Annotated in this window: 11 protein-coding genes and 1 pseudogene; 10 read left to right on the plus strand and 2 right to left on the minus strand. The window is 68.1% G+C overall.

Annotated features, from left to right (window positions below):
• Positions 1 to 7: 7 nt before the first annotated feature.
• Both rsgA and aroA read right to left on the minus strand, forming a co-directional pair.
• Positions 8 to 1,078, minus strand: a complete 1,071-nt coding sequence (rsgA, locus tag K1X59_RS07895; protein ID WP_220174110.1) for a ribosome small subunit-dependent GTPase A — start codon at positions 1,076 to 1,078, stop codon at positions 8 to 10.
• A 2-nt stretch (positions 1,079 to 1,080) separates the two neighbouring features.
• The gene (aroA, locus tag K1X59_RS07900; RefSeq protein WP_183152392.1) at positions 1,081 to 2,397 is read right to left on the minus strand and encodes a 3-phosphoshikimate 1-carboxyvinyltransferase; all 1,317 of its coding nucleotides are present in this window, start codon (positions 2,395 to 2,397) and stop codon (positions 1,081 to 1,083) included.
• A gap of 70 nt (positions 2,398 to 2,467) precedes the next feature.
• Between aroA and K1X59_RS07905 the strand changes: the two genes are divergently transcribed.
• The 10 genes and pseudogenes from K1X59_RS07905 (at position 2,468) to K1X59_RS07950 (ending at position 12,729) form a co-directional block, all read left to right on the plus strand.
• Positions 2,468 to 3,130 (plus strand): sigma-70 family RNA polymerase sigma factor, encoded by a 663-nt coding sequence (locus K1X59_RS07905; RefSeq protein WP_183152393.1) that lies wholly within the window; start codon positions 2,468 to 2,470, stop codon positions 3,128 to 3,130.
• Complete coding sequence (locus K1X59_RS07910) at positions 3,127 to 3,372, plus strand: zf-HC2 domain-containing protein (protein ID WP_183152394.1); 246 nt, start codon at positions 3,127 to 3,129, stop codon at positions 3,370 to 3,372. The genes K1X59_RS07905 and K1X59_RS07910 overlap by 4 nt, the downstream gene beginning before the upstream one ends.
• Before the next feature lie 33 nt (positions 3,373 to 3,405).
• On the plus strand, positions 3,406 to 4,710 hold the full coding sequence (locus K1X59_RS07915) for a GNAT family N-acetyltransferase (RefSeq protein ID WP_220174111.1): 1,305 nt from the start codon (positions 3,406 to 3,408) through the stop codon (positions 4,708 to 4,710).
• A gap of 297 nt (positions 4,711 to 5,007) precedes the next feature.
• Positions 5,008 to 6,537 (plus strand): ABC transporter substrate-binding protein, encoded by a 1,530-nt coding sequence (locus K1X59_RS07920; protein WP_258567177.1) that lies wholly within the window; start codon positions 5,008 to 5,010, stop codon positions 6,535 to 6,537.
• A gap of 39 nt (positions 6,538 to 6,576) precedes the next feature.
• Entirely contained in the window at positions 6,577 to 7,581 is a 1,005-nt protein-coding gene (locus K1X59_RS07925) for an ABC transporter permease (RefSeq protein WP_183152396.1), read from the plus strand.
• Entirely contained in the window at positions 7,574 to 8,566 is a 993-nt protein-coding gene (locus K1X59_RS07930; protein ID WP_183152397.1) for an ABC transporter permease, read from the plus strand. The genes K1X59_RS07925 and K1X59_RS07930 overlap by 8 nt, the downstream gene beginning before the upstream one ends.
• A complete protein-coding gene (locus K1X59_RS07935; protein WP_244632518.1) occupies positions 8,563 to 9,420 on the plus strand; it encodes an ABC transporter ATP-binding protein in 858 nt (285 codons plus the stop codon). Before K1X59_RS07930 ends, K1X59_RS07935 begins: the two co-directional genes overlap by 4 nt.
• Positions 9,417 to 10,264, plus strand: a pseudogene (locus K1X59_RS07940) (ATP-binding cassette domain-containing protein). Before K1X59_RS07935 ends, K1X59_RS07940 begins: the two are co-directional and overlap by 4 nt.
• Before the next feature lie 25 nt (positions 10,265 to 10,289).
• Positions 10,290 to 11,429: an ROK family transcriptional regulator gene (locus K1X59_RS07945; RefSeq protein WP_220174112.1), complete on the plus strand. Its 1,140-nt coding sequence runs from the start codon at positions 10,290 to 10,292 to the stop codon at positions 11,427 to 11,429.
• Positions 11,430 to 11,472: 43 nt separating this feature from the next.
• Complete coding sequence (locus K1X59_RS07950; RefSeq protein WP_202045608.1) at positions 11,473 to 12,729, plus strand: 6-phospho-beta-glucosidase; 1,257 nt, start codon at positions 11,473 to 11,475, stop codon at positions 12,727 to 12,729.
• The last annotated feature ends 37 nt before the right edge of the window (positions 12,730 to 12,766 follow it).

Below are 12,766 nucleotides of genomic sequence, written 5' to 3' on the forward strand. Positions count from 1 at the left end.
CCTCAGCCTATCGGCCGGGCGCCTGCTCAGCCTTGTCGGCGAACGTCTGCAGCAGACGCTGCAGGGAGTCGAGGCGGGCGCGGCCGGTCTCGCCGAGCTCGCCCCGCTCCGCAGCTTCGATGAGGGCGCAGTCGGGAGCGTCCGCCAGATGAGTGCACCCGCGGGGGCAATCCTGTGCGATCACGGCGAGCTCGGTGAACGCCGCGAGGATGTTGTCGGGGTTCACATGGCCGAGGCCGAACGACCGCACGCCCGGGGTGTCGATCACCCACCCCGTGCCGTGCGTCCCCTCGTAGCGCAGCGACACCGTCGACGACGAGGTGTGGCGGCCGCGTCCGGTGACCTGGTTCACGTGCCCCGTCGCGCGACCAGCCGTCGGGACGAGCGCGTTGACGAGCGTCGACTTGCCCACGCCGGAGTGCCCGACGAACACGGTCGAGTGACCGACGAGAGCCTCACCGATCTCGTCGATCGGCATCTCATCCTGCGCACTCGTGAACACCCGCAGATCGAGGCCGTCGAAGTGGGTGAGGAACTCCGAGGGATCGGCGATGTCGGTCTTGGTCACGACGAGCAGAGGTCGGATCCCGGCATCCAGCGCTGCGACCAGGTACCGGTCGACCAGGCGCGCGCGTGGCTCGGGGTCGGCGGCAGCGACGACGACGAGCATCTGGTCGGCGTTCGCGACGATCACCCGCTCCACCTGATCGGTGTCGTCGGCGCTCCGCCGCAGGAGAGAAGTGCGATCCACGATGCCGACGATGCGGGCGAGCGTGCCCTCGTCTCCCGAGGTGTCGCCGACCACACGCGCCTGATCGCCGGTCACGATCGGCATCCGCCGCAACTCGCGCGCCCTCGTGGTCGTGATCATGCGCTCGTCGGGAGTGTCCTCGCCGAGGAGCACGGAGTAGCGGCCGCGATCCACGCCGAGCACCCGTCCGATCTCGGCGTCGTCGTGCGCAGGGCGGCGCTTGGTCCGAGGGCGGTTGGCCTTCGGGTTCGGTCGTGTCCGGATACTGCTCTCGTCGTAGTCCTCGAAGTCGTCGTCGAGGTCGTCGTTGTCGTCGAGCCAGCTCACCGTCAGCCTCGCAGCATCCGCTCCCAGAGCATCGTGAACTCCGGGAGGGTCTTGGCGGTCGTGCCGATGTCGTCGATCTCCACTCCGGGGACGCGTAGCCCGACGAGCGCTCCGGTCGTTGCCATGCGGTGGTCGTGGTGTGCGGCCCAGGTGCCGCCGTGCAGCGGGCGGGGGATGATGCGGAGTCCGTCCGGCAGTTCTTCCGCCTCGCCGCCGAGCGCCCGGAGATTGCCGATGAGCGCCGCGATCCGGTCGGTCTCGTGAAGCCGGATGTGGCCGATCCCACGGATCGTCGTCGGCGAGTCGGCGAAGGCGGCGAGCCCGACCAGCGTCGGTGTGAGCTCGCTCGCCGCCGACAGATCGAGGTCGAGGCCGCGGATGCCTGAGCCGGCGCGCACGGTGAGGGTGCCGCCGTGTCGGCTGACGTGCGCTCCCGCTGCTTGGAGGATGTCCGGGAGCAACGCCCCGGGCTGGGTGGAGTGCGCCGGCCACCCGGTGACGGCGACCGAGCCTCCGGTGACGAGCGCTGCCGCGAGGAACGGCGCCGCGTTCGAGAGATCCGGTTCGATCGCGATCTCCTTGGCCCGCGGGACGCCGGCCTCGACGAGCCATTCGCCGACGGCAGGACGTTCGATCCGGATGCCGCGGCGGCTCAGGGCCTCGATCGTCATGTCGATGTGCGGAAGGCTCGGGAGGTGTTCGCCGGTGTGCACCAGATGGAGGCCGACATCGAAGCGGGGAGCGGCGAGGAGGAGACCGGAGACGAACTGACTCGACGCCGAGGCGTCGATCTCCACGCGACCACCACGGATGCGACCATGTCCGCGGATCGTGAAGGGGAGCGCCCACGTGCCCTCGTCGTCGATGTCGACACCGAGGTCGCGGAGAGCGCTGATGAGGCCGCCCATCGGCCGGTGCAGCGCCGTCTCGTGCGCGGTGAGGTGCACGTCGTGCTCGGCGAGGCCCGCCAGGGGAGCGATGAAACGCATCACCGTGCCCGCCTGTCCGCAGTCGACCGTCGTGCCGCCGTGGAGCTTTGCTGGCGTGACGACGAGATCGGGGCCGAATTCGTGGCGGGCGTCGACCTCCTCGATGCCGACGCCGAGCGCCCGGAGCGCATCGACCATACGGGCGGAGTCGTCGGAGTGCAGCGGAGCGATCAGTCTGCCGGGGCCGTCTGCGATCGCGGCGATCATCAACTCGCGGTTCGTCAGCGACTTCGAGCCGGGGATCGTGAGCTCGGCGTGCACGGGCACGTCGGTGGTGGGCGCAGGATAGGCGCCCTGCACGCGGGAGGGGGAATACCTGTTGGCGCTCATCGGTTCTCACCTTAGTAAACGCGGGAAGGTTCGTCGTCAGACACGGGGCTTCCGTCACGAAGGAGAGAGAATGCCGGCGACGCTCGAGCGCGAGGTGATCGACCTCAGCGGCCTAGACTGGCCGGTGATGGATGACACCGCAACCGCAGACACCGTCGGCGACCCTCGGCGCGAGTTCGAGGAGCAGGCGATCCCCTTCATGGATCAGCTCTACGCCGCCGCGATGCGCATGACGCGCAACCCCGCCGACGCCGCCGACCTCGTTCAGGAGACGTTCGTGAAGGCGTACGGCTCCTGGTCGACGTTCTCGCAGGGCACGAACCTCAAGGCGTGGTTGTACCGCATCCTCACGAACACCTACATCAACATCTACCGCAAGCGGCAGCGCGAGCCCTTCCAGGGCACGATCGACGAGCTCGAGGACTGGCAGTTGGGCGGTGCCGAGTCGACGACCGCCTCGCACAGCCGCTCGGCAGAGGCCGAGGCGATCGACCGGATGCCGGCATCGGTCGTCAAGGACGCGCTGCAGGCTGTTCCCGAGGATTTCCGACTGGCCGTGTACCTCGCCGATGTCGAGGGATTCGCGTACCAGGAGATCGCCGACATCATGAAGACCCCCATCGGCACCGTGATGAGCCGTCTGCACCGTGGCAGACGGATGCTGCGGGAGCTGTTGGCAGAGTACGCCGCCGAGCGGGGCATCGCCGCGGCTGACACGAGGAGCAAGAAATGAGCGACTGCGGCTGCGACAAAGCTCGCCAGGATCTGGAGGAGTACCTCCGCAACGAGGTGTGCAACACCGAGCACACCGAGATCCGCGAGCATCTCGAGAACTGCCCGTCCTGTCGGGACGAGGCGCTCGTCGCGAAGACCCTGACCGAGGTCGTCGCACGTGCCTGCAAGGAGACGGCTCCAGAGGAGCTGCGCGACCAGGTGTTCGCGCGTCTGCGCGCTGTGCAGGCCGTCCAGCACTGACCTCGCGTCGGAGGGCGACCGTAGGCTGTTCTCATGGCCCTCATCGATGCACGCGGGATTCCCGCTGACCAGACCTCTGTCGAGCGGCTCGCGCGCGAAGACCTCGACTATCGCGTCGTCGACCCCGACGACCCCGCCCAGGCGGTGCCTTTCCAGCGGGCGATGTCCCGCGGATTCCTCGGCGCCGAGCCGACCTCCGCCACTCTCGAGGAGGGCCTGCCGACGGTGCGCTCCCGTCGCAACATCGGCGTGTACGAGCGGGGCACGGCGCGGGGGACCCTCCCGGTCGCGACGATCGACTCGTGGGTGACGCCGCTGACGCTGCCCGGCGGCGACATCGGCATGTGGGCGATCAGCGGGGTCACCGTCTCCGGCACCCATCGGCGCCGCGGTATCGCTCGCTCGCTCCTCGAGGGCGAACTCCGGGCCGCTGCGCAGGCGGGTGTCGCGCTTGCGGGACTCACGGTGACCGAGGCGACGATCTACGGACGCTACGGCTTCGGCGCTGCCGTTCCCGTCTCTCACCTCACGGTCGACACACGCCGCGCCGGATGGGCGGCCACGCCGTCGCGAGGCCGTTTCGAATACGTCGACCGCGAGCAGCTCGCCGCCGACCTCGGCGCTGTGCACGAGCGCGCGCGGAGAGGGCGCCCGGGTCAGGTGCCCGGATGGAGCGCCAGATGGGCGGGGATCGCGGGCCTGGCCAGCGCAGACACGGACCGCGACCGGGTGCGTGGCGTGCATTTTCTCGATCAGGACGACGTCCTTCGCGGCGTGCTGGCGTACACCCTCGAGGAGATGGGGGGGACGTTCCGGTTCCGGCTTCGCGTGCGCATGCTCGTGGGCGAGACCCCGGCGGCCGTCGCCGCGCTCTGGCGGTACGCCCTCCAGCATGATCTGGTCGACGAGGTCACGGCAGACCTGCGGCCGCTCGACGACCCGCTGCCCTGGCTGGTGGCCGACTCTCGTGGAGTGACCCAGGTGCTGCACGACCACGGGTGGCTGCGCATCCTCGATCTGCCGGCCGCACTGACGGCACGACGCTATTCGGCGCCGCTGGACACGGTGCTGCGTGTCGAGGACTCCCTCGGATTCGCGGACGGCGACTGGCGGCTGCGCGTCGACGAATCCGGCGTCGCGGAGGTCGAGGTCGCGACCGAAGGCCGCGACGCCGACATCGCGCTCGATGTCTCGGCGCTGTCCTCGCTGTACGCGGGCGGAGTCCGAGCGGCATCGCTGCACGGTGCCGGGCGGATCTCGGGTGACGCGGCGGCTGTCGAGGCTCTCGACCGGGCGCTGATCGCCTTCCCTGCGCCCTCCCTGGACATCTGGTACTGATTCCCCTCGCCTCGAGCGACACCGTCGCCGCAAGAACGTCTGGCATGAGAATAAACTAGAAACCTCTTTACTGGAAAGAACCTTTACTATAACCTCGCCTCAGAGCGGATGCCCTTCCGCCCTGCTCGACTTCCGCAACGAAGCTCTTGAGACGAGGTTCCCATGCACGACAACCGCTGGAGGAAGACCCTTCCTCTCGTCGCCGGCGCTGCAGCGCTCGCCCTGGCATTGGCCGGCTGCACGCCCGGAGGCAGCTCATCCGGTGGTGATCGACCGCTCCGCATGTGGTCAGGATCGATGACTCCGATCACGAACAACTTCAATCCGTTCGCGGTCGACACGGCGACGCACATGACCTTCGGGGCCATCTACGAGCCGTTGTTCTTCTTCAACCAGCTCTCGGATGAGGGCCCCGTCGGGATGCTCGGCGACTCGTACGCGTTCAACGACGACGGGACGGTGCTGACGATCACGATCAAGCCCGACCTGAAGTGGAGCGACGGTGAGGACCTCACGGCTGAGGACGTTGCGTTCAGCCTCGGCTACGGCTCGAACCTCGATCCCGACATGGTCTCCGCGGACGCGACCGACGACACCACCGTCGTCGTCACTTACTCCTCCGCCAAGTTCACGGCCACTTCGCTGATCCTCGGCTCCACCTGGATCATCCCGAAGCACATCTGGTCCGAGATCGACGACTACATGACGGAGACCAACCCGAAGCCCATCGGCTCCGGACCGTACACGCTCAAGTCGTTCACCGACGCCGCGTACACGCTCGAGGCGAACCCGCTCTTCCGCGACGGGGCTCCCGCGATCACGGAGGTGCAGGACATCGGCATCGACTCGAACCAGTCGTCGGAGGACCTGCTGAAGACGGGCAAGCTCGACTGGGTCGGCCAGTTCATCGCCAACCCGGACGGGGTGACCTCGAACGGACGCATCAGCACGATGAACCAGCAGCAGGATCCGACCGTGATCATGACCTGCGCTGACGCGTCGATGGGATGCACGGGGGCGCAGACCGACCCGGCCGTGCGCCAGGCGCTGAACGTCGCTATCGACCGGGGTGCCATCAGCAGCAAGGCGTTCGCGGGGCTCTCCGGCGAGGCGTCGCCGAGCTTCGCGCTGCTCCCGCGCGACGAGAAGTGGTTGAGCGACCCCTCTCTCGCCGTCAGCCCGCAGGAACCGGATGCCGCGGCCGCGGAGGGGATCCTCGAGGCGGCCGGCTACACCAAGGGCGACGACGGCTTCTACGGCACGGACGGCACGGCCATCGAGCTCGACCTCTTCTCGCCCGACGGGTGGACCGACTACAACGACGCAGCGAAGCTCATCAGTGCGCAGGCGGCGAAGGCCGGCATCCGCGTGAACGCGCGGACTGTCTCCGAGGCCGAGTACTGGACGCCGATCTCGACCGGCGAGTTCCAGCTCGCCCTCTATGGCATCACGCAGTCGCTCGTGGCGGATCCGTTCTCCAACTACGACCAGTACTTCACGACGATCGCGAGTGCGAAGGTCGGGGAGGAGCCGGCCAAGGGGCAGAACTACTCGCGCTACACGAACCCCGCCGTCGACGCGGCGGTGAAGCAGGCCGGGGCGACGCAGGATGAGGCGATCAAGAAGGACGCCTACGCGACGGTGCAGACCGAGATCGCCCGGGACCTGCCGTACATCCCCGTGGTGCTCAACGCGTCGCAGTCGTTCTTCAACACGGCGGACTTCACCGGATGGCCGACCGAAGACGACCTGTACGCAGCACCGCTGCCGTACCTGTCGACGGCGTCGGCTGTGATCTTGACCCATCTCCGTCCCGCCAAGAAGTAGGACAGCACCCATGGATCGATCCGTCGAGAGGAGAGGCTCGTGAAGTTCTGGATGCGCCGCGTCGCGTTCTACATCATCACGCTGTGGGCCGCGATCTCCCTCAACTTCCTGTTGCCGCGGTTGCTCCCCGGCGACCCTGCCGCGATCATGCTGGGCAAGCTCCGGCGTGCGAACGGGGGCAGGCCGCTTTCCGAGGAGACGATCAAGGCGATCACCTCGATTCTCGGCGCAGAGAAGGGATCGACCCTGTGGGATCAGTACCTCGCCTACTGGGGCCGGCTGCTGCACGGTGATCTCGGGGTCTCATCGACCCGATACCCGGCGCCGGTAGGCGAGCTCATCGCGGCGGCGCTGCCGTGGACGGTGACTCTCGTCGGAGCAGCCACCATCATCTCGTTCGTCCTCGGCATCATCGCCGGCGCGTGGGTGGGGTGGTTCCGGGGGACGTGGGTCGATCAGCTCGTGCCGATCACCACGTTCCTGCAGTCGATCCCGTACTTCTGGCTGGCCCTCGTGCTGGTCGCGGTGTTCTCGGTGCAGCTCGGGCTGCTGCCCATCATCGGGGGGTACGACGTGTTCGAGTTCCCCGCGGGTCCGGAGTGGACGCCGGCCTTCTTCGCCAGTGCGTTCGTGCATGCCCTGCTGCCTGCGGCCACGATCGTCATCTCCTCGGTCGGCGGCTGGCTGCTGGGGATGCGGAACATGATGGTGCAGACCATGGCGGAGGACTACGTGCTCACTGCCGAGGCCAAGGGGCTGCGGCCCTCCCGCATCCGCACGGCGTATGCGGCGCGGAACGCCTCGATCCCGAGCCTCGCGGGCTTCGGTATCGCCCTCGGCTTCGTGGTCGCCGGTTCCATCGTGACCGAGCAGGTGTTCAGCTATCCCGGTCTCGGCAAGCTGATGATCCAGTCCGTGCAAGGGCTCGACTATGCCCTGATGCAGGGAGTATTCCTCGTCATCACCCTCACGGTGCTGGCAGCGAACTTCCTCATCGACCTCCTCTATGGCTTCATCGACCCGAGAGTGCGACGTGATGGCTGACCTGATCGTTTCCCCGTCCGAGTCCACGCACGCCGTCGCCGTCGCGCGGACGGCACGGCTGCGCGACGGATTTCCCCGGATCTCCGGCAAGCTCCTCGTCGGAGTGATCCTCCTCGGTGTGATCGTGCTCTTCGGGCTGATCGGACCGCTGCTCCTCGGCGATCCGCGTGACGCGAGCTTCGACCCGCTGCTGCCGCCGAGCCCCGAGCATCCGCTCGGCACCACCAAGCTCGGTTTCGACGTGCTCGCCCAGGTGGCGACCGGCACACAGGGGTCGCTCTTCGTCGGCGCGGTCGCGGGCGTCGTCGCGCTGTTCCTCGCCCTGGTGTTCGGTGTGCTCGCCGGCTACTTCGGCGGAGCCCTCGATGAGACGCTGATGCTCGCCACGAACATCATGCTCGTGATCCCCGGGCTGCCGCTGGTCATGGTGATCGCCGCGTACGTGCAGCACACCGAGGGGCTCGGCGACCTCGCGCGCAGTTCGCTGCTCGTGGCCCTGGTGCTCGGCATCACCGGCTGGGCGGGTTCCGCCGTGGTGCTTCGCGGCACCGCCAGATCGCTGCGCACCCGAGACTACGTCGCGGCGTCGGTCGTCGCGGGCGAGCGTCCGCTGCGGGTCATCTTCGTCGAGATCCTCCCGAACCTCGTTCCGCTGCTCGCGGCCCAACTCATCTTCGGGGTGATCTTCGCGGTGCTCGGTGAGGCAGGGCTCTCGTATCTGGGCCTCGGTCCGACCGGATCCATCACCCTCGGCACGGTGCTGAACGATGCGCAGACGGGGCAGGCCGTGGGAAGTGGCGCCTGGTGGTGGTTCGTGCCGCCCGGCCTGATCATCGCGCTCATCGGGACCGCTTTGTCGCTCATCAACTTTGCGATCGACGAGATCGTGAATCCGAAGCTGCGTCTGGTGCCGGTGGCCGCGCGACGGCAGCGTCTGGCGCGTCGTGCCGGCCATGGTGTCGGGGGAGAGGGAGCGGTCGCGTGACCGAGAGAGCGGCGGTGTTGACGGCGCGGAATGTGTCGATCGAATACGAGGTGGACCCGCCGGTGAAAGCCGTGCGGAACGTGTCGTTGACGCTGCACCGCGGGGAGATCCTGGGGCTCGCGGGGGAGTCGGGGTGTGGGAAGACGACTCTGGCGTATGGGATGAATCGGTTGTTGAAGGCTCCGGCGCTGATGACGGGTGGGGAGATCGTCTTCCATGACCGGGATGGTCATGACGTCGACATCGTCGGCCTCGACGGCGAAGGGCTCCGGGCGTTCCGTTGGGACAAGATCTCGATGGTGTTCCAGGGGGCGATGAATTCCCTCAACCCGGTGATCAGCGTCAAGGCGCAGATCTTCGACATCTTCGACACGCATCGTCCGGGGATGAGCAGGAAGGCGAAGACGGCGCGCGCCGAGGAGCTGCTCTCGCTCGTGGGCGTCGATCCGAACCGGCTCACGAGCTTCCCGCACGAGCTGTCCGGCGGTATGCGTCAGCGCATGATGATCGCGATGGCCCTGGCGCTCGATCCGCAGGTGATGATCATGGACGAGCCGACCACCGCGCTCGATGTCGTCGTCCAGCGGGGCATCATCCGCGAGATCATGCGGTTGCGGGAGAAGCTCGGCTTCGCGGTGATCTTCATCACCCACGACCTGCCCATGCTCATCGAGATCAGCGACCGGATCGCGGTCATGCTGCAGGGGCGGATCGTGGAGGAGGGGACGGCGGAAGAGATCTACCGCACCCCGCAGCACGAGTACACGAAGCGGCTGTTGTCGAGTTTCCCGTCGCTGACGGGTGAGCGGGGCGACTTCGTTCGCACCGGAGTGAGCCAGGAGGGCGTCCGATGAGCGTTGCCATGCCGACCGCGACCCTGGAGGCGCGGAATCTGGTCAAGGACTTCTCCCTGCGCTCCGGGTTCCGCACGAGCATCCTGCACGCGGTGAAGGATGTGTCATTCACGATCGAGGCCGGGAAGACCGTCGCGCTGGTGGGCGAATCGGGGTCGGGGAAGTCCACGATCGCACGCATGCTGATGAAGCTGGAGACGCCGACGGGAGGGGAGATCCTGCTCGACGGCAAGCCGTCGGGGACGCGGGGGCACGCACTGGAGCGGTATCGGTCGGACGTGCAGATGGTGTTCCAGGACCCGTTCGCGTCCTTGAACCCGTTCCACACGATCGTGCATCACCTGGAGCGTCCGATCCGCCTCCACCAGCCGGAGCTCTCCCGAGCACAGGTCAGGGAACGCGCCGTCGAACTGCTCGAGCGTGTACGGCTGACCCCGGCGAGAGCTTCGCGGAACGCCGCCCGCACGAGCTGTCGGGAGGGCAGCGGCAGCGTGTGGCGATCGCACGTGCGCTCGCTCCCGGCGCCCGGTTCATCGTCGCGGACGAGCCCGTGTCCATGCTCGACGTGTCCATCCGCCTCGGCGTGCTGAACCTGCTCGCGGACCTGCAGCGTGAGGAGAACCTCGGCGTCCTCTACATCACGCACGACCTGGCCACGGCCCGCCACTTCTCCGATGAGATCATGGTGCTCTACAAGGGCGACGTCGTGGAACGCGGACCCGCGGACGAGGTCATCCTCAACCCGCAGCACGAATACACCAAGACACTCCTCGGAGCCGCACCCGAACCCGACAACCTCGGCCGCCTCCGCGACGAAGTCCGCACCGAACTCGGCGTGGCCTGAAAAGGCTGCTCGGAAGGAAGAGTCAATGTCACAGATCGACCCGGGAACCTCGGCCTGGCTGCGTACCAGGAACGACCGCGAGGCGCTGCGGCTGATCCTCGAGCACGGCCCGCTCACGCGTTCGCGCCTGGGCGAGCTGTCCGGGATGTCGAAACCGACGGCGACCCAGATGATCGCGCGACTCGAGCGTGCGGATCTGGTGCTGCCGGTCGGCGAGATCGCCGGGAGCCGCGGGCCGAGTGCGGTCAGTTGGGGCGTGCGGACTGACCGGGTCGCCGGTGTGGCCGTGAACATGCTCGACGACAGCATCCAGGCGGTGCTGGTCGACGCGGCGGGGACCGAGTACCCCATCGTCGAGCTTCCGGTCCGTGACGAGGAGCGCTCGCCCGAGCGGGACATCGCCCGTGCCATCGACGCCGCCTGTGACGCCGCCGGCTCCGACCGCACCACGATCGAGGCGGTGACCGTCGGCGTGCAGGCCGCCGTCAGCAGCGGGCAGGACACGCTGTCGCTGACCGACTCCCTTCCCGGGTGGCCGGCGTTCGGTGCCAGAGCCCGGATCGAGGCCGAGCTCGGCGTCTCCGTCACTCTGGAGAACGATGTGAACCTCGCCACGATGGCGGAGCGCGCCGTCGGTGTGGCGCAGGAGGTCGATAGCTTCGCCTTCCTCTGGGTGGGCGTCGGCCTCGGTGTCGGCGTCGACCTGGGCGGCACGATCCATCGCGGTGCGCACGGGAGCGCGGGTGAGATCGGGTACCTGACGGTGTCGGCCGGAACCGGGAAGCCCGGAGCCGTGACCACCGACCTGCTGGGCTCGCAGGTGATCCTCGACCTCCTCGCCGATCACGGCACGAACTCACGCGGCATCCGTGCCCTCGCCGAGGACGACGCAGCCCTGCGCACCGTCGCTGAGCGCATCGCCCTCACGATCGAACCGGTGCTCGTGGTGCTCGACCCCGCCATGATCGTGCTGGGCGGACCCACGGGCCTTGCTGGCGGGCGCCGCCTGGCGGAGCTGGTCGCGGAGCGGGCCGCGGCCGACGAGAGACCCGTTCCGGCGGTGCGTGTCAGCGGCACGGGCGAGAGCGCCGTGCTCGTGGGCGCGCGTCGACTGCTCGTCGAACAGATCCGCACCCTTCTCGAAGAACGCATCCCCACAGACTGACGCCCATCGGCGGGCGGACGACCATCAGGAACAAGGAGACCAGATGAAACTGGCCATCGTCGGCGGAGGATCGACGTACACCCCGGAGCTCGTCGACGGATTCATCCGCCTGCAGCGTGAACTGCCCATCGAGGAGCTGGTGCTGGTCGACTCGGATCCGACCCGTCTGGAGCTCGTCGGAGCCGTGTCCCGACGCATGCTGGCCAAGGCAGGACACGCCGCCAGGCTTCTCACGACCGATGACCTGGTCGCGGGTGTGAGCGAAGCGGATGCGGTTCTCATCCAGCTGCGCGTCGGTGGACAGGACGCCAGGGAGCAGGACGAGAGCTGGCCGCACGAGGTCGACTGCATCGGCCAGGAGACGACGGGACCGGGCGGCCTCGCGAAGGCTCTGCGGACCGTGCCGGTCGTGCTCCGCATCGCCGACGTCGTGCGCCGGCACGCCAAGCCCGATGCATGGATCGTGGACTTCACGAACCCCGTCGGCATCGTCACCCGCGCGCTTCTGCAGGCGGGGCATCGCGCGGTCGGACTGTGCAACGTCGCGATCGGCTTCCAGCGGCGCTTCGCCGAAGAGGCAGGAGTGGAGCCCGATCGGGTGGCCCTCGCCCATGTGGGGCTCAATCACCTCACCTGGGAGCGCGGCGTCTTCATCGACGGCGTCGACCGGCTGCCCGAGGCGCTCGAGACCCGCGTCGGCGAGCTGGCGGACACGGTGGAGCTCGCTCCGGCGCTGCTCGCTCAACTCGGAGTGATCCCCTCGTACTACCTGCGCTACTACTACGCACACGACGAGGTGCTGCATGAACAGCGCCACAACGACACCAGGGCTGCCGAGGTGCGCGCGATCGAGAACGACCTCCTCGGCCTCTACGCCGACCCCCGCGTCGACACCAAGCCGGAGATCCTCGGGAAGCGTGGTGGCGCGTTCTACTCCGAAGCGGCCATCGAGCTGCTGATCGCGATCCGCGGTGGCACGGATCAGCCGCGAGTGGTCAACCTGCGCAACGACGGTGTGCTGCCGTTCCTCCCCGACGACCACGTGATCGAGGTCCCCGCGCGCCACATCGACGGGCGGTTCGTGGCCGAGCCGGTCGCCGCCCTCCCGGACGACATCAGCGGCCTGATCGGTGCGGTCGCGGGATATGAGCGCCTCGCGCTCGACGCCGCGATCGGCGGTGGGCGTGATCGGGTGCTTCGTGCGATGCGTGCGCACCCGCTGGTGCTGCAGCACGAACGTGCGGAGAAATTGACCGACCTGCTTCTGGCTGCCAATTCGCGGTTCCTGGAGTGGGCGTGAGCGCCACGGATCGACCGGCGCTGGTCCTCGCCGTCGA

Source organism: Microbacterium sp. Se5.02b (genome assembly GCF_019464375.1).
Classification (GTDB): Bacteria; Actinomycetota; Actinomycetes; order Actinomycetales; family Microbacteriaceae; genus Microbacterium.